Consider the following 17,818-nt stretch of genomic DNA (forward strand, 5'->3'; position numbering starts at 1 on the left):
ATGATTAGAAAAGGTAACACAACTGCCATAGTTCAGCTAGCTAAAGACAAGTCGGAGAAAACAAGAATTAGGGTTGAAAAGACAATTTCAGAGATGGCATTGAAAGAAGAGAAGATTAATTTTAATTCCGTTGCACAAAAAGCAAATGTTTCAAAGTCATGGCTTTACAAACAAAAAGATATTAGAACTAGAGTGGAGACATTAAGAGGGATGCAGATAAGTGAGTTAACCCCCCGTAAACCTAGTAAAAGCCCTCGTTCAGAGGACGTATTAATAAAAACCTTAAAAAGCCGTATAAAGGCGTTAGAAGAAGAGAATGAACGGTTAAAGGATCAAGTTCAAAAATTACATGGCAAGCTGTTTTAGCAGATTTGTGTTTCTTGGAATTTATTGGGCACTTTGAATTGGCTACCTAAAATGAAATCGCTAAAACCTTCAATAACTTCAATAGCCCATTTCCCTAAATGTGTTAAGGGGAAATGGGCTTTCTTCTAGTATTGTTGGCATGATCGCAGAAGTGTTTTATGCTCTTAAATAATACTTTTTAATATATTGCAAATACTCATTAGCACTTTTCTGTATCTCTTCGCCCTTCATATCCGAATTAGCACCGTAAAGTACAAACTCTGGTACATATTCAGCATGAATCTATGCACATAAAGATTTGAATGGTGTTAACATCTGGGTTAATGTATGCTTGTTTTTACCCATACTTGTAAATTCACCTTTTTTTACGCCAGCTGATATAGCTAATCCTAATTTTCGATTATAAAATATTCTTTTACCCTTTGATCCGTAAGCCCATCCATATATAATCACTTCATCGATCCATTTTTTTAATAATGAAGGAGAACTATACCAATATAATGGAAATTGAAAAATAATATTATCATGATTTTCAACTAATTCCTGCTCTCTTTTTACATTTATAATAAAATCAGGATACTCTCTATAAAGATCATGAATGGTAATTTCGTTTGAATAAGACGCTGCTTTTTCTACCCAAACTTTATTGATTCGAGAATTTGGCATATCTGGGTGAGAAACGATCACCAATGTTTTCATTGTTTCATCCTTAACATACTCAACTTTCGCACCAATAAAACAGTGTACGAAAGTTGAGTTACTTAAAAGTATTCTATTCTAAGAAATTCAAATTTGCGTGATTCCTAAGCTATTTATTTACAGCTTAAACTATAGAAGATGAACTAAACAATAACTAATCTTTACATAACTAAGTTATTACCCACGCTTTTTTAAACCTAATCCAGCTATTAAGGCAATGAGTATTGCCCCTGTAGCTGCAAGGAACGCATCTGAGTAGGACATAGCGTCCAATATATATAATGGATTTATCGGCTCAGTAGCATCACGTCGAGCGGATAATAATGCTCCAATCATACCTGCTCCAGTTCCTGCTCCAAGGTACAAAGCACCTTGGAAAATCCCCATTCCGACACCAACCTTGTCTGCATCGAGTGCACTTACTGCGGCGTTATTTGCGGGAGAATTCGTGAATGCAAAAGCAATCCCTACTCCGAGGACCCCCACGGAAACTAACAGAGGTGAAGCACCAGATGCATAGGTGGACAAGAATAAGGTAGACAGCCCCATCAGAGTCATCCCAGTAATTATCAGACGTTTATCCCCAAATCGATCAGAAAGACGGCCAACGAAGGGAGATAAGATTGCAACAGCCACACCACCTGGCAACAATATCATTCCAGCCTGTCCAGAAGAGAGTCCATTCACCTCAACGACTAGTAATGGGACGAACACAAGAACAGCGAAATAAGCAAACATCGAAAAAAATGCAATTATGACCGTATTGACATAATCCTTGTTATTGAACAGGACAGGTGGTACAAATGGATTTTCTGCGGTAACAATTCTCCAAATAAATCCCACCAAAGCTACAACAGAACCAATTAGGCTAGTTAACGATGAGAACGAAGAAAAACCAGAAGTTTCTCCTTGAGTGATGCCAAAAAGGAGTAATCCTACTGTGAGGCCGAGGAATAAACCACCAATGAAATCAAAGTTCTTATTGCTTCCTACGGATTCTGCCGGTTTAATTGTCGGTAACGCGTAGTAGGCACCAATAACAATCATAATGGCTAACAAAAATGTGAACCAAAACAAGGCATTCCACCCTAAATATTGACCAACTACTCCACCAAATATTGGACCAGCAGCAGTTCCAACACCAATACTTCCTGCGATAATTCCCAAAGCTCCCCCACGTTTTCCTTGTGGGAAAACCTTCGAAATTGCAATGATTGATAGAACTGGAATTGCGGACATCCCAGCACCCTGAACCATTCTTCCCAAAACCAACAATGGGAGGTTCGGGGCAATTGCACATAAAAGACTACCACTTGCCAGAATCATAATGGCAAAGATATATAGCTTTCGTAACTCAAAAAAGTCTGAGATTCGACCATAAATCGGAACTCCAATCGCAAGAACAAGTGCAATACCACTAACTATCCAACTCACTTGAGATTTCGAAGCTTCTAAATCTTTGCTTATTAGTGGAAGTACGGGATTGACTAAATCAGCCGTAATTGCACCTACAAGTACAGATAGGGAGAGTACCATCATTAAAAGCCTAGTAGAACCCCTTTTTTCAGATTGAATCATTTCTTTAGATTTACTATCCTTTTTCATTTTATTTCCTCCTAAAATATATTGTGATTTTAGGAGGCTAAATCCACTGCTTTCACCATAAACCTCACCTCATATCTATTTATATTGTAAAACCAAATCAACGAACTCACCATATTTCTACAGCATGATTAAAGATTCGGTTCTCCAAACTAACTGAACTGATCAAACAAAAAAAAGGCACCAGTTTAACAACCGGTGCCTAATCATTCGTATGCATTTTTACAAATGCAATAGATTCATAAATTTTTGCCCATTATATAAAAGGAGGCAAAAAGTTTTCCGGTAGTGTTTCCATTTTTTGTTTTTGTGAAAAAGGACATACTGATCCCGTTGTACCTAAATCCCCTGAAACTTTTACATGCTTTCTAAACTCGACATTAATGAAATCAATTCCCATTACTTTTTGCCTCCTTTCTCATATTGTGATAATAACACAATAATAATTGATGAAAAAGAAATAATCAACCCTACTTTTTTGAAAACCAATTTAAAGCTTTACTACTTTTACTTACATAATAAAGGCAGGTGCAGTATAAACTTTTTTAAATAGGTCTTCTTTAACGAGCAGGTAGCGTCAGTTAAAGTAGATAATTTAAGATCGAAATCATATTATAGATATTCCGAAATTGGGCGTGATTGTTGCAGGTCAAAAGCTTAATTCCTCGATAAAATAAAAAGGAATTAGTTTTTTTATTTGTGGTACATTCTTCTGACCGTAATCAATTGTCATCTAATAATTACATTGTATTTTTTCATTTGATTTAACACGTTAAATATATGTTCTTAAAGTAAAAACATTGATGTTAATGGATTTTTAGTAATTTACTCTTGATAAGATGTAACACCATCATTAGAAGATATTAAAACGACAAAGCGAATATTATATTGTTGTGATTTAATGGGTATCGATTTATTAGATCATATTATCATTGGTGATGGAGAATTTATTAGCATATTTGAAAATGACTATATCATGCGTGAAGACTTAGAAATTAATAATATAACTGAATGATTCAATGTTATAATGTAATTAAAAATGAGTCAGGAGTTTTTATTTTGCAAATCATAACGTTCTTATTTGTCGTATTACCGTTACTATTTATTATTTCTTTATTTCAACGTAAGAAAAAGCGACCAATTGTTAGAAAAGACTATGGCATCACGTTGGTGTTAGGCATCATTGGTGTATTCTTAGCTTCCATTATTCTTACTTTAACTAAAGACGGTTCTGCACTTTCAATTAATTTAATACTTGGTTCAATTGTTGCAGGAATTGCTTGGGGTATTCTCGTTTCAATTACATTATTCATTTTAAACAAAATATTAAACAAATAAATAAAATTGTAAATTTTCGGATATTATATTGACATTAATTTTTGAAAAGGCTATCATTAACTTAAATTTATGAGAGAGGAGGTAGTGACTTATGAGAAACATCAGAAGAAGATTTTATAAACAAACAACATCATACATCACTACCCCTACGTTAAATATGAAGCATTAGGGAGTAGTATATTCACTTCCTTTAGAATGTAATTTAAGCACACGCTTTCTTTAAGGATGCGTGTGCTTTTTTGTGTTTAATGATAGGGGTTAAGGGGGGACAACATGTTTCAAGCAATTAAAAAGTTAATGTGGTTTTTTAAAGATCATTGGAAGAGATATTCGATTGCAATTATTCTGTTATTAATTGCGAACGTTGTAGAAGTACTGCCACCTTGGATAGTAGGGCAGACTATAGATAAGATAAGTGACCGTTCTTTAACTGAACAAATATATCATCAATTAGTGATTATTTTTATAATTGTATTAATTTTGTCTTATATTGTGAATTATATTTGGAGAACTTTAATTTTTTCAGGTTCTCAAATACTTGAATCAATTATGAGACGTAAACTGATGCAAAAATTTTTATCAATGAGTCCAACATTTTTTGAGAAAAATCGAACTGGAGATTTGATGGCAAAGTCTACAAACGATTTGAATCAAATTAGAAATACTGCAGGGATAGGGATTTTAACTTTAATTGATTCTACAACATTTATGGGAACGATAATATTAACGATGGGTATTACAGTATCATGGAAGCTTACACTATTTGCACTGATTCCATTACCTTTACTAGCCATATTAGAAATTGAATTAGGTAAAAGAATTCATAAACGCTATTTAGTTTCACAAAAATCGTTTGGTGATATGAATGACAGTGTTCTTGAGTCTATTGAAGGTGTACGTGTTACAAGAGCGTATGTACAAGAAGATAAACTCAACAAAGATTTCAAAAATATGACTGAAAGTGTCGTAGAAAAATTTATGAATGTTGAAAAAATGGATGCGTTTTTTCAACCAATAACGATTATTATCACTGCTATGAGTCAAGTTATCGGAATAGGTTATGGAGCTTTTCTTGTTAACAGTGGTGAAATGACAATTGGTGGTCTGATTTCATTCACCGTATATTTAAATATGCTCGTATGGCCAATGTTTTCAGTTGGCATTTTGATTAATATCATGCAAAGAGGTAATGCGTCTATAGATCGTGTTGAAGAAACGTTAAATGAAGCGGAAACAGTACTTGATGTAGAAAATAAAGGCATGCCTTCACATGATATAGGTATGAATTCTGTTGTGTTTAAATATCCATCGAGTGAATCCATTAACTTGAACAACATCAATATCATACTAGGTAAAGGTGAAACTTTAGGTATTGTCGGTGCAACTGGTTCTGGTAAGACAACGTTAATCAAACAAATTTTGAAAGAATATCCTACTGGTGATGGAGAAATCGTACTTGGAGATACTAATATTAATCAAATTTCAAAAAGTGATTTAAGAAGTTTAATTGGTTATGTATCTCAAGAAAACATTTTATTCTCTAGATCTATTAGAGATAACATTAGATTTGGTAAATCAGATGCTACTGATAATGATATCAAAGAAGCAATCAAATTAGCATACTTTGAAAAAGATATCGAACGTTTACCACAAGGTTTAGAAACATTAGTAGGAGAAAAAGGCATAGCAATTTCTGGAGGTCAAAAGCAAAGAATAGCAATTGCTAGAGCATTGATTATGGATCCTAAAATATTAATTTTAGACGATGCACTATCTGCTGTTGATGCAAAAACAGAAAAGAAAATTATACAAAATATACAAAAATATAGACAAGGCAAAACAACTATTATTGCGACACATCGATTATCTGGTGTTAAACATGCTAATCAAATTGTTGTAATGGACCATGGAGAAATAACAGAGTCAGGTACGCATGACCAATTACTTCAAAAGAATGGTTGGTACAAATCTCAATTTGAAAGACAACGGTTGAAGGAGGTGTATAGCAAGTGAGTATTGTAAATCAACTCTTTCCATTTGTTAGTAAATATAAGAAAAGATTCATCATTGGTATTGTTATTTTAATTGGAGCAGTGGGATTCGAATTATTAGGGCCATTGGTTGCGATGTATATTATTGATCATTATGTTAAAACATCTGCTTCACAAATTATACAACTACGACCAGTGCTACTATTATTGAGTTTGTTTTTTGTAGTGTCACTCATTCATGCGATATTAAGTTATTTTCAAACACTCGTTCTTCAACGTGCTGGCTCAGATGTTATTAAAGAGTTAAGAATTAAACTTTTTGAACACGTACAAAAGTTACCGATAAAATACTTTGATAATTTACCAGCAGGAAAAGTAGTAGCAAGAATCACGAATGATACACAAATGATACTCGAACTATTCACTGTTATATTACCAAACTTTATTTCGGCTTTTATCACGATGATAGGTGTCATTATTGCGATATTCTTTATTAATACAAAAATTGGACTCATCGCACTGATTACAATACCTTTCGTAATACTTTGGTTATTGTGGTACAAAAAAGTAACGGGTAAATATAACTATGTAATTCGAGAAAAAAATAGTGATATGAATGCACTTATCAATGAATCTATAAATGGTATGAATATCATTCAAGCATTTAAACAAGAAAAACAAATTATGAATGATTTTGATGAAATGAATCAAGCGTATTTAAACAATTATAAAAAAATCATACAATTTGATTCGCTGACAGAACATAACTTGTTGAGTACGATTAGAAGTATTGTATTTTTAATGTTGATTGTCGTATTTGGAACACAATTTCTAAATTCTTCTGTCGCAATTTCAGTTGGTACGTTATATATTCTTGTAAATTATATAACAAGATTGTTTGATCCTTTGTTTGGTGTATTAAATGTATTGGGACAATTAGAACAAGCAAGAGTTTCTTGCGTGAGAGTATTTGAAATGATGAATGTGTCTGAAGAAAAGATGCCAGAACATAAAATTCAGTTGCCTGAAAAAATAGAAGGTCATGTTCATTTTAACGATGTATCGTTTGCTTATAATGAAGGTGAATACGTATTGGAAAATATCAATTTAGAAGTCGATAAAGGACAAACAATTGCATTGGTTGGACATACAGGGTCAGGGAAAAGTTCTATTATGAATTTACTTTTCAGATTCTATGATCCTACTGATGGAACGATTGAAATTGATGGTATACCGACCATTAAAACGGACAAAAGAGATATGCGTAAACATATGGGCATTGTATTACAAGACCCATACTTATATACAGGGACTATTTTATCCAACATTACATTAGACGACCCTAAAGTAACGAGAGAAAAAGCTGTTGAAAGTTTAAATGCAGTAGGTGGAGATAGAGTGTTAGAACACTTCAAAAAAGGTATTGATGAGCCAGTTATAGAAAGAGGTCGAACATTAAGTTCTGGTCAACGACAAATTATATCATTTGCGAGAGCACTGGCATTTGATCCAGAAATTTTGATTTTAGATGAAGCGACTTCAAGTATTGATTCTGAAACGGAAGAAATCATACAAAAAGCAATGACTGTGTTGTCTAAAGGAAGAACATCATTTATTATTGCACACCGACTTTCAACGATTAAGAATGCTGATCAAATTATTGTTCTTGATAAAGGACGCATCATTGAAAAAGGCAATCATGATGAGTTAATTAAATTAGAAGGACAATATTACAAAATGTATCAAATGCAGTCTTTAACAGATTAATCGAGTTAAACAAACTAATGGCCTGGGATACAATTTCCCAGGCCATTGTTTTATATTTTTTAAACTCATCATTGCGGTCACATAAAGTAAAGTACGCCTTGATATATGAAGTAAATAACTAAAGCGATGATTGCTAATTTTATTACAACTCTTAATAGTCCAACGAAAAATCTAAAAAAGATAATTAAAAACAAGATAGCTAAAAATATATATATTAATTCCAAATTTATCACCTCTTGAATTCATTATATAGAATAGAGCAAGTAATTACATCAGACTACAGAATGATTAAAGGTTTAGGTCTAAAGCCCGATGATGATATTCAAACAATTTTCGTATAATATAAATGAATGAGAGGTGTCTATAATTTTGAGATGGTTATTTAGATTAATTAGAAATTTATTAGCGTTATTAGCAATTGTCATTATCATTGTTATTGTATATAGAAATGTACCAGCATTGAGTGATTTAAACCCGTTTGATCACAGTAATGAACAAACAACTGAAGAAATGTCTCCACAACATGCAAATGCAACTTATAAAATTGAAGATAATCCATTGTTGCAAAATGTACCGTTAGGTCAAACTAAACAAGCATTTAATTGGATTAATAAAAGTGAATTCATGGATGTTTCAGGACTAGAACGTATGGGATATGACGACAACTATGTTGCAGGGCAAAGAGGAACAGAGTATATCTTGTATAAATTTGGTGAACCCAAGATGTACGTATATCAAACAGAGCAAGATTTAATGAATGATTTAAGTGCAATGCACTCAAATATAGAATTATTACCTAAAACTGCATATTAAATTTTTATTTCGGCAGTCTCTTACTTTATTTAAAGTGCTGTGTAAGATAAAATAGTAATATCATTGTTAATGAGTCATTTGAAGATTAAGAGGTGTTTGGATTGTCGAATTTTTTTAAAAATAATAAAATAATGATTTTTCTAATTTCTATGGTTTTATTAATTGTAATTGTTGGTTATTCAGTGAGAGCACAATCTGCATCGCTTAGTGAACAATATGCGAGTGATACATCATCGTTTGGTGGAAGAATCGTATCTTATCCAGTTACTTTTGTTTCTGACTTCTTCTCTGGAATTTTCACTTCAGACGAAGACGTTGATAAATTAAAAGAAGAAGTAAAAAGTACAGATCAAATCAAAGCTGATAAAGTGAGATTAGAAAAAGAAAACAAAGCCTTAAAAAAAGAATTGGATATGAAAGATATTTCGCAATTCAATCCAATATCAGCTACTATAATCGGTAGAAGTCCGGATCAATGGATGAATACAGTCATCATTGATAAAGGTAAAAAGAGCGGCATGAAAGAAAATATGGCTGTCATTACGAGTGAAGGTTTAGTAGGTAGAATTAAAAAAGCAAATCAATTTTCTTCACAAGTTGAGTTAATATCTACAAGTGTTAAAACGAGTAAGCTTTCAGTAGATATTCAACAAGACGATGAAAATATCTTTGGTATGATTAATCGATATGATGAAAATAAAGATTTACTTGTTATTAGTGATATCGATAATAAATACAGCATCAAAAAAGGCTCTAAAGTTGTAACAAATGGTTTAGGTGACCAACTTCCTAAAGGTATATTAGTAGGTAAAGTAGAAAAAGTAGAAAATGATGAATATGGATTATCTAAAGTCGCTTACATTAAGACATCTACAAATATTAAAGACTTAAACCATGTATATGTTGCTAAACGTGATCCAGAAACGATACCTTCATCTGATGAAAGTGGTGAGGAATAATGAGATTTTACGTTATTCCTTTAATTGGTGTCTTATTATTTTATTTAGATTCATTATTAACACGTTTATCACCGTTAAATTTATTTAATGAGACATTTATAATCGTGCCTCGATTAACATTTTTGTACTTACTAATAATTGCTGTATACAAAAATCCTAAAGTTGCTATTATTTTAGCAATCGTAACAGGTATTTTTACAGATATTTATTATGGCGGTATATACGGTGTCTATACATTTGGGTATGCAACTTTTGTAATTATGATGGATAAACTATTTAAAGTATTTTATAGAGACATTTTAATGATGGTTATACTCTTAATATCATCAGTTGTATTACTTGAAATATGGGTAATGGTTTTTTATGGATTTTTAGGTATTGTTTCTATTAATATTGGTCAAATTATTCTATTTAGATTAATACCAACTGTCATATTTAATTTGATATGCTTAATCATCATATTCCCATTTGTATTAAAATTATTAGAAAGAAATACGAATTAATGAAAGAATATTGACATCAATAGCTGTAGGTGGTAATCTATTGAAGTTGAGTAGTTTCTAGCTACATACAACCGCTCGATCATAGGTCTTAAAGTACGTATGTCACCTATGAATGGCGTGACTTAAAAAATTAGGAGGTGCAAGTATGTTTGCTATAATTGAAACTGGCGGAAAGCAAGTTAAAGTAGAAGAAGGTCAAACAATTTGGGTTGAGAAATTAGACGTAAATGAAGGTGATTCATTCACATTTGACCAAGTATTATTTGTAGGTGGAGATTCAGTTAAAGTTGGATCACCTGTTGTTGAAGGTGCTTCAGTTACTGCTAAAGTTGAAAAACAAGGACGCGGTAAAAAAATCACTGTATTCAAATACAAAGCTAAGAAAAACTACAAACGTAAACAAGGTCATCGTCAACCTTACACTAAATTAACAATCGAAAAAATCAACGCATAATTTATGATTAATGTAGATGTTAGTTTGAATCAAGAAGGGCAAGTTACAGATATTGAAATGTCTGGACATGCTGATTCAGGTGAATACGGTAAAGACTTAGTCTGTGCCGGTGCTTCAGCAGTTGTCTTTGGTACAACAAATGCTATCATTGGATTAACTGATGAGTCGCCTGATATAGATTACAGTGACGACGGTGGATATTTTCATATACGTAGTGTAAACTTAGAAAATGAACAAGCGCAAATATTATTACAAGGCCTTATCGTTTCTTTGAAAACAATCGAAGAAGAATATGGGCAATATATTAAACTAAATTACAAGTGAGGTGTAACTCATGTTAAAATTAAACTTACAATTTTTCGCATCGAAAAAAGGGGTAGGTTCTACAAAGAACGGTCGTGACTCTGAATCAAAACGTTTAGGTGCTAAACGTGCTGACGGTCAATTCGTTACTGGTGGTTCTATTCTTTATCGTCAACGTGGAACTAAAGTTTTCGCTGGTGAAAACGTAGGTCGCGGTGGAGACGATACATTATTCGCTAAAATCGACGGCGTTGTTAAATTCGAACGTTTTGGTCGTGACAAAAAGAAAGTATCTGTATACGCAGCTGCTGAATAATCTTTATATTTAGATGAGGCTGGGACATATATAATTGTCCCAGCCTCAATCATTATGTTGGCAGTTATTTAAATAAGAATGCATAGTGTGGTTTATATATAAAGAAGCTATTCAGAATTGCAGTTTCTTTTTTTATTCATAATACGAAAATGTTATAATGAGTGTTATGAATAACGATAATAAAGGTGATGGAATGAATAATTTAGATGTGTATTTAAAGTCTAGACATGATTTTGTGAATCAGTTCCAATTGTTATATACATATAAACAGTTAGGAAAACATGAAGAGGTTGATTTATTAATTGATGAATTGTACAAAAATCTCAAGCAAGAACAGTTGTTTTTAAATGCACCGTGTAGAAAATTTGTTCATAATGTATTTGAATACAAACTATCTTTGTCAGGCTCTAAATGGACATTTGAAATTGATAACTCAAATATCGATTATTATCAAAAGAACTTAGAAAGAACTGATGATACTTTAACTAATATATTTAATGATTTGAAAGCTGTTGTGATTAACGATATGGATGAAAAAAATATTTATATTAGTCTTACAGTAGAAGAAGAATTTGTCACAATGCTTGTTTGCTTAAGTCCAACTAATAAGGACTTTAATCAAATTGAACAATCATTTTCTAAATATAACGTTGAAATTTTATCAGAAAGTCAAAATTATATAGAATTAGAATTTTTTATTAACTTAAAAGAAATAGAGGTGTAAACATGTTTATAGATCAGGTCAAAATATCGTTAAAAGCTGGTGATGGCGGAAACGGTTTAGTAGCTTTTCGTCGTGAAAAGTATGTTCCATTTGGTGGACCAGCAGGTGGCGACGGTGGTAAAGGTGCTTCAGTCGTATTTGAGGTAGATGAAGGTTTACGTACTTTATTAGACTTTAGATTTCAAAGAAAATTTAAAGCTGATAAAGGTGAGAATGGACAAAGTAGTAACATGCATGGTCGTGGATCAGACGACTTAGTATTAAAAGTACCACCTGGTACAATTATTAAAAATGCTGAAAATGAAGAGATTCTAGCTGACCTTGTTGAACATGGTCAACGTGCTACAGTTGCTAAAGGTGGCCGTGGTGGTAGAGGTAACTCAAGATTTGCTTCAGCAAGTAATCCAGCACCAGATTTCTGTGAAAATGGTGAACCTGGTGAAGAACTTGAAGTCATGTTAGAACTTAAACTTATGGCGGATGTAGGTTTAGTAGGTTATCCAAGCGTTGGTAAATCAACATTATTATCTATCGTTTCCAAAGCAAAACCAAAAATCGGTGCTTATCACTTTACGACAATTAAACCTAATTTAGGCGTTGTCCAAACAAATGATGGTAGAGGATTTGTAATGGCAGATTTACCAGGTTTAATTGAAGGTGCTTCTGAAGGTGTAGGTTTAGGTCATCAATTCTTAAGACATATTGAACGTACAAGAGTAATTGTTCATATAATAGATATGAGTGGAATGGAAGGCAGAGACCCATATGAAGATTATGTTACAATTAATCAAGAATTAAAATCATATAATGAAAATCTTTCTAGAAGACCACAAATTGTCGTTGCGAATAAAATGGATTTACCAGATTCAGAAACACAATTAGAAATGTTCAAAGAACAACTGCAAGAAGATGTTAATATTATTCCTATTAGTACAGTTACACGTCATAACGTTGATAAACTACTATATCAAATTGCTGATTTATTAGATGAAACTGAAGGAATGGACTTCGATTCAGTCGAAGAAGAAACTGGTGTACATCGTGTTGTATATAAACACGAGAAATCACGAGATCATTTTGTTATTACGAGAGATGACGATGGTGCCTATGTTGTATCAGGTAATTCGATTGAAAGATTATTCAAAATGACAGACTTTAATCGTGATGCAGCTGTTAGAAGATTTGCAAGACAAATGCGTTCAATGGGTATTGATGATGCCTTAAGAGAACGTGGTGCATCAAATGGTGATATTGTAAGAATTTTAGGTGGAGAATTTGAATTTGTCGAATAGGGCGTGTTCCAATTGAAAAAATCAAATGAATCAACAAAAAGGTTTTATTTAATCAGAGAAGATGTTTTGCCAGAGTCAGTGCAAAAGACAATCAAAGTTAAAAATGCATTATTAAAACATAATAATTTAACGATTTATGATGCAGTTAAAGAATTTAATTTATCTAGAAGTGCTTTTTATAAATATAAAGATACAATATTTCCAATTGATAGATTAGAAGAACAGACCAAAAATATTACATTAATTTTATATGTGCAAGATGAAGTTGGTATGCTCGCAACTGTCTTGAATAAAATTGCTGAAGTTAATGGTTCTGTTCTTACCATTCATCAAAGTCTACCAATAAAGGATAGAGCAACGATTACAATTTCTCTTAATGCTGCAAATATTGAGTTATCATTAGAAGAGTTAATGGATGCAATTAAAGAAAGTCCGTATGTTGATGAAGTAGAAGTTATCGGAATGAGTATGTAAAGGAAGTTGTCTAAATGTATGCATATATAAAAGGAATCGTTTCACAATTATATCCTTCTCATATTGTAGTTGAGGCAAATGGTATAGGTTATGAAATTCAAACACCAAACTCATATCGTTTTCAATCTCAATTAGATAAAGAAACGCAAGTATATACACAATTAATTGTGCGTGAAGATGCCCAATTATTATATGGATTTGTGAATCTAGAAGAAAAGGATATGTTTTTAAGCTTAATTAAAGTAACAGGTATTGGACCGAAGTCAGCATTAGCAATTTTAGCGACAAGCACGCCTAATGAAGTAGCAATTGCTATAGAAAATGAAAATGAATCATATTTGACAAAGTTTCCTGGTATCGGTAAAAAAACAGCAAGACAAATTATTCTTGATTTAAAAGGGAAATTAGTTATCACTGAAGAGTCTGAGTTATTCCCAGAAAGTAAAGATGCCGGTCAAGATGTATTAGAAGAAGCATTGTTAGCTTTAGAAGCATTAGGTTACTCTAGACGAGAAATTACAAAAGTTAAGAAGAACCTAGAAAAAGAATCATTTGATTCAGTAGATGCTTGTGTTAAAAGAGGTTTAGCATTACTTATTCAGTAAATGAGGTGATTTTTTGGATGAGCGATTAATGGATGAACATGGACACGAAGATGATTTCAAAAGTGAACTTTCATTAAGACCAGATACTTTAAATCAATATATTGGTCAAAATAATATTAAATCAAACTTAGATATATTTATTAAAGCGGCTAAGTTAAGGGAAGAACCTTTAGATCATTGTTTACTTTATGGTCCACCTGGTTTAGGGAAGACGACTTTAGCTCATATTATATCTAATGAGATGAATGTTAATTTAAGAACTGCAAGTGGACCTTCTATTGAAAGGCCTGGCGATTTAGCAGCCATACTTTCTGCGTTACAACCTGGGGATGTACTTTTCATTGATGAGATACACCGATTAAGCAGAGTTGTTGAAGAAGTGTTATACCCTGCTATGGAAGATTTCTTCTTAGATATCGTCGTTGGTAAAGGTGAAGAAGCTAGAAGTATTAGAATTGATTTACCACCGTTTACGCTAGTAGGTGCAACAACACGTATAGGGAGCCTTTCAGCACCTTTGAGAGATCGTTTTGGTGTGCACCTTAGATTAGAATATTACGATGATAATAGTTTGCAAGAAATCATAAAACGTACTGCTGAAGTATTTGAAGTAGATATTGATCAAAATAGTACAGTTGAATTATCGAAACGTAGTAGAGGAACACCTCGTATAGCCAATCGTTTATTACGTAGAGTGCGTGACTTTGCTCAAGTAGAAGGTGACGAAGCTATTTCTATGGATATTACAAAGCATGCTTTAGATTTACTACAAGTAGATGAAGAAGGACTCGACCATATAGATTATAAAATTATGCACTGTATCCTGAATAATTATAAAGGTGGTCCAGTTGGATTAGATGCGATAGCAGCCACGATAGGTGAAGAACGTGTAACACTTGAAGACGTTTATGAACCTTATCTCATCCAAAAAGGGTTTATAGAAAGAACGCCAAGAGGTCGTCGTGCTACTGCTTTAAGTTATGATCACTTCGACATTAAAATGGATTAGGAAAGAGGCAAAGTTTGTGAATATTGAAGATTTCGATTTTGATTTACCTGAATCATTAATTGCACAAACACCACTGTTAGATAGAGAGAGCAGTAGGTTATTAAAATGTAATAAAGCTACAGGTGAATTAGAAGATTTAACGTTTAAAGAAGTTGTCAATCAACTTTCACCAGGTGACTGTTTAGTATTAAATGATACGAAAGTCATGCCAGCAAGATTGTTTGGCTTAAAAGAAGAAACTGGTGCAAAAGTAGAAATGCTGATGCTAACGCAACAAGAAGATAATGAATGGGAAGTATTAATTAAACCAGCTAAACGTATAAGAGTTGGTCAATCTGTTTCATTTGGAGAAGGTAAAATCATTGCGACTTGTATCAAAGAACTTGATCAAGGTGGACGCATTATGAAACTTTCATACGAAGGTATCTTACAAGAAAGATTAGATGAGCTTGGTGAAATGCCTTTACCACCATATATTAAAGAACGATTAGACGACCAAGATAGATATCAAACAGTTTATGCTAAAGCAGTTGGGTCTGCAGCTGCGCCTACAGCAGGTTTACACTTCACTGAACATTTATTACAAGAAATTGCTGATAAAGGTGTACACATTGCATTTATTACGTTACATGTTGGTTTGGGTACATTTAGACCAGTCAGTGTAGATAATATAGATGATCATGAAATGCACTCAGAATACTACCAAATGACTGCTGAAACGGCTGAATTATTAAACTGTGTAAAAGCAAGTGGTCATAAAATAATATCTGTAGGTACAACGTCTACAAGAACACTAGAGACAATTCGTTCTAAAAATGACCAATTTGTTGAAGAAAGTGGTTGGACTGACATATTTATTTATCCGGGATATGAGTTTAAAGCGATAGATGGTTTAATTACCAATTTCCATTTACCAAAATCAACTCTCATCATGCTAGTATCCGCACTATCGACTAGAGAACATATTTTAAATGCATATAAACATGCAGTTGAAGAAAAGTATAGATTTTTTAGTTTCGGAGATGCAATGATTTTAATATAGAAAAGGAGCAACATTATGCCTGCAGTAACATACGAGCACATTAAGACTTGTAAGCAATCAGGTGCAAGACTAGGGATTGTGCATACACCTCATGGTTCATTTGAAACGCCTATGTTCATGCCTGTTGGAACTAAAGCAACAGTTAAGACAATGAGCCCTGAAGAACTTAAACAGATGGAAGCAAAAATTATACTTAGTAATACCTATCATTTGTGGTTACAACCTGGAAGTGATATCATTTCTAAAGTGGGTGGATTACATAAGTTTATGAATTGGGATGGACCTATACTTACTGATTCTGGAGGTTTTCAAGTATTCAGTTTAAGTGATATGAGAAAAATCGAAGAAGAAGGTGTACATTTTAGACATCATTTAAATGGTTCTAAATTGTTCTTAAGTCCTGAAAAAGCGATGCATATTCAAAATGATCTTGGTTCAGATATCATGATGGCGTTTGATGAATGCCCTCCAATGCCATCTGAATATGAATATGTAAAAAATTCAATTGAGAGAACATCAAGATGGGCGGAAAGATGTCTAGAAGCTCATCGTCGCCCTGAAGATCAAGCTTTATTTGGTATTATCCAAGGTGGAGAATATAAGGATCTTAGAGAGCAAAGTGCTAAAGACCTCGTTTCACTTGATTTTCCTGGCTATGCTATTGGTGGTTTGTCTGTTGGTGAACCTAAACCTGTCATGTACAGAATGGTTGAACATACAGCGCCATTAATGCCATTTAATAAACCAAGATATTTAATGGGAGTTGGTTCTCCAGACGCATTAATCGAATGTTCTATTAGAGGCATCGATATGTTTGATTGCGTATTACCTACACGTATAGCTAGAAACGGTACTTGTATGACATCTCAAGGTAGAGTCGTTATAAAAAATGCTAAATATCAGCAAGATTTATCTCCGCTTGATCCAGAGTGTGATTGTTATACATGTAGAAACTATACTAAAGCATATTTGCGTCATCTGATTAAAGCAGATGAAACATTTGGAATTCGTCTTACTACATATCATAATTTGTATTTCTTATTAAAACTTATGGAGAACATTCGCCAAGCAATAAGAGAAGATCGATTACTTGATTTCAAAGATGAATTTTTCGAGCAGTATGGACTAAATGTAGATAACCCCAAAAACTTTTAAAGGAGATTGAATATGGAAGTATTAGTACAATTATTACCTATTATCTTAATTTTTGCGCTTGTTTGGTTCTTAATGATTAGACCACAACAAAAGCGTGCAAAAGAACATCGTGAATTATTAAATCGTTTAGAAGTTGGTCAAAAAGTAACTTCAATCGGCGGTATCAAAGGTACTGTTAGAGCAGTAGATGAGTCTATCGTTGTTGTTTCTGTTAACGATAAAGGACACGAAATTACATTTGAAAAACCAGCTATTAAACAAGTAGACCCTTCATAAAACAGTTTACTTTTTAAGGAAATTGGTTTAATATTATGTATCATATTTAATGTTAAAAGACATGGTTATCCATGTCTTTTTTTCATACATGAATGTTATGGCTATTCAACTATAGTTGATGTATGCTATA

The 17,818-nt window shown here is 32.8% G+C and carries 21 protein-coding genes, 1 pseudogene and 1 other annotated feature; of the genes and pseudogenes, 19 read left to right on the plus strand and 3 right to left on the minus strand.

The window, feature by feature from the left end:
* Complete coding sequence (locus tag LQ675_RS06855; RefSeq protein ID WP_000619629.1) at nucleotides 1–366, plus strand: DUF6262 family protein; 366 nt, start codon at nucleotides 1–3, stop codon at nucleotides 364–366.
* Nucleotides 367–648: 282 nt separating this feature from the next.
* On the opposite strand, the gene LQ675_RS06860 is transcribed toward LQ675_RS06855, so the two are convergent.
* The 3 genes from LQ675_RS06860 to LQ675_RS06870 form a co-directional block, all read right to left on the minus strand.
* A complete protein-coding gene (locus LQ675_RS06860; RefSeq protein ID WP_000855243.1) occupies nucleotides 649–1,065 on the minus strand; it encodes an NAD(P)H-dependent oxidoreductase in 417 nt (138 codons plus the stop codon).
* Nucleotides 1,066–1,242: 177 nt separating this feature from the next.
* Nucleotides 1,243–2,670, minus strand: coding sequence for a chloramphenicol/florfenicol efflux MFS transporter FexA (gene fexA / locus LQ675_RS06865; RefSeq protein ID WP_015585966.1), 1,428 nt, complete (start codon nucleotides 2,668–2,670; stop codon nucleotides 1,243–1,245).
* A 253-nt stretch (nucleotides 2,671–2,923) separates the two neighbouring features.
* On the minus strand, nucleotides 2,924–3,067 hold the full coding sequence (locus tag LQ675_RS06870) for a hypothetical protein (protein ID WP_002360221.1): 144 nt from the start codon (nucleotides 3,065–3,067) through the stop codon (nucleotides 2,924–2,926).
* Nucleotides 3,068–3,505: 438 nt separating this feature from the next.
* Between LQ675_RS06870 and LQ675_RS06875 the strand changes: the two are divergent.
* The 18 genes and pseudogenes from LQ675_RS06875 to yajC form a co-directional block, all read left to right on the plus strand.
* A pseudogene (locus LQ675_RS06875) lies at nucleotides 3,506–3,682 on the plus strand (JAB domain-containing protein); the annotation flags it as partial.
* A 44-nt stretch (nucleotides 3,683–3,726) separates the two neighbouring features.
* Entirely contained in the window at nucleotides 3,727–4,005 is a 279-nt protein-coding gene (locus LQ675_RS06880) for a hypothetical protein (RefSeq protein ID WP_048539635.1), read from the plus strand.
* A gap of 273 nt (nucleotides 4,006–4,278) precedes the next feature.
* Nucleotides 4,279–6,018, plus strand: coding sequence for an ABC transporter ATP-binding protein (locus LQ675_RS06885; protein ID WP_048539636.1), 1,740 nt, complete (start codon nucleotides 4,279–4,281; stop codon nucleotides 6,016–6,018).
* Complete coding sequence (locus LQ675_RS06890) at nucleotides 6,015–7,763, plus strand: ABC transporter ATP-binding protein (protein ID WP_048539637.1); 1,749 nt, start codon at nucleotides 6,015–6,017, stop codon at nucleotides 7,761–7,763. The genes LQ675_RS06885 and LQ675_RS06890 overlap by 4 nt, the downstream gene beginning before the upstream one ends.
* A 369-nt stretch (nucleotides 7,764–8,132) precedes the next feature.
* A complete protein-coding gene (locus LQ675_RS06895; RefSeq protein WP_048539638.1) occupies nucleotides 8,133–8,576 on the plus strand; it encodes a DUF4930 family protein in 444 nt (147 codons plus the stop codon).
* Nucleotides 8,577–8,677: 101 nt separating this feature from the next.
* Nucleotides 8,678–9,535 carry a rod shape-determining protein MreC gene (mreC, locus tag LQ675_RS06900; protein WP_239727273.1) on the plus strand — a complete coding sequence of 286 codons (858 nt, stop codon included), beginning with the start codon at nucleotides 8,678–8,680 and terminating at the stop codon, nucleotides 9,533–9,535.
* Nucleotides 9,535–10,038, plus strand: coding sequence for a rod shape-determining protein MreD (mreD, locus tag LQ675_RS06905; protein ID WP_048539640.1), 504 nt, complete (start codon nucleotides 9,535–9,537; stop codon nucleotides 10,036–10,038). Before mreC ends, mreD begins: the two co-directional genes overlap by 1 nt.
* Before the next feature lie 59 nt (nucleotides 10,039–10,097).
* Nucleotides 10,098–10,171: a sequence feature (ribosomal protein L21 leader region), on the plus strand.
* A gap of 12 nt (nucleotides 10,172–10,183) precedes the next feature.
* Nucleotides 10,184–10,492 carry a 50S ribosomal protein L21 gene (gene rplU, locus LQ675_RS06910; protein WP_016911517.1) on the plus strand — a complete coding sequence of 103 codons (309 nt, stop codon included), beginning with the start codon at nucleotides 10,184–10,186 and terminating at the stop codon, nucleotides 10,490–10,492.
* A gap of 3 nt (nucleotides 10,493–10,495) precedes the next feature.
* Entirely contained in the window at nucleotides 10,496–10,816 is a 321-nt protein-coding gene (locus LQ675_RS06915; RefSeq protein WP_037588433.1) for a ribosomal-processing cysteine protease Prp, read from the plus strand.
* 10 nt (nucleotides 10,817–10,826) lie between these two features.
* Complete coding sequence (gene rpmA / locus LQ675_RS06920; RefSeq protein ID WP_025904267.1) at nucleotides 10,827–11,111, plus strand: 50S ribosomal protein L27; 285 nt, start codon at nucleotides 10,827–10,829, stop codon at nucleotides 11,109–11,111.
* A 166-nt stretch (nucleotides 11,112–11,277) separates the two neighbouring features.
* On the plus strand, nucleotides 11,278–11,835 hold the full coding sequence (locus tag LQ675_RS06925; RefSeq protein WP_239727276.1) for a Spo0B domain-containing protein: 558 nt from the start codon (nucleotides 11,278–11,280) through the stop codon (nucleotides 11,833–11,835).
* A 2-nt stretch (nucleotides 11,836–11,837) separates the two neighbouring features.
* Complete coding sequence (obgE, locus tag LQ675_RS06930; protein WP_048539641.1) at nucleotides 11,838–13,127, plus strand: GTPase ObgE; 1,290 nt, start codon at nucleotides 11,838–11,840, stop codon at nucleotides 13,125–13,127.
* Nucleotides 13,128–13,139: 12 nt separating this feature from the next.
* Nucleotides 13,140–13,601, plus strand: coding sequence for an ACT domain-containing protein (locus LQ675_RS06935; RefSeq protein WP_152291592.1), 462 nt, complete (start codon nucleotides 13,140–13,142; stop codon nucleotides 13,599–13,601).
* 14 nt (nucleotides 13,602–13,615) lie between these two features.
* Nucleotides 13,616–14,206, plus strand: coding sequence for a Holliday junction branch migration protein RuvA (ruvA, locus tag LQ675_RS06940; RefSeq protein ID WP_048539643.1), 591 nt, complete (start codon nucleotides 13,616–13,618; stop codon nucleotides 14,204–14,206).
* A gap of 28 nt (nucleotides 14,207–14,234) precedes the next feature.
* A complete protein-coding gene (ruvB, locus tag LQ675_RS06945; RefSeq protein ID WP_481817160.1) occupies nucleotides 14,235–15,215 on the plus strand; it encodes a Holliday junction branch migration DNA helicase RuvB in 981 nt (326 codons plus the stop codon).
* 16 nt (nucleotides 15,216–15,231) lie between these two features.
* Entirely contained in the window at nucleotides 15,232–16,257 is a 1,026-nt protein-coding gene (queA, locus tag LQ675_RS06950) for a tRNA preQ1(34) S-adenosylmethionine ribosyltransferase-isomerase QueA (RefSeq protein ID WP_048539645.1), read from the plus strand.
* 15 nt (nucleotides 16,258–16,272) lie between these two features.
* A complete protein-coding gene (gene tgt, locus LQ675_RS06955; protein WP_048539646.1) occupies nucleotides 16,273–17,412 on the plus strand; it encodes a tRNA guanosine(34) transglycosylase Tgt in 1,140 nt (379 codons plus the stop codon).
* Nucleotides 17,413–17,424: 12 nt separating this feature from the next.
* A complete protein-coding gene (gene yajC, locus LQ675_RS06960; RefSeq protein WP_025904259.1) occupies nucleotides 17,425–17,688 on the plus strand; it encodes a preprotein translocase subunit YajC in 264 nt (87 codons plus the stop codon).
* Nucleotides 17,689–17,818 lie beyond the last annotated feature (130 nt).

Source organism: Mammaliicoccus sp. D-M19 (genome assembly GCF_022386695.1).
Taxonomy (GTDB): Bacteria; Bacillota; Bacilli; order Staphylococcales; family Staphylococcaceae; genus Mammaliicoccus; species Mammaliicoccus sciuri.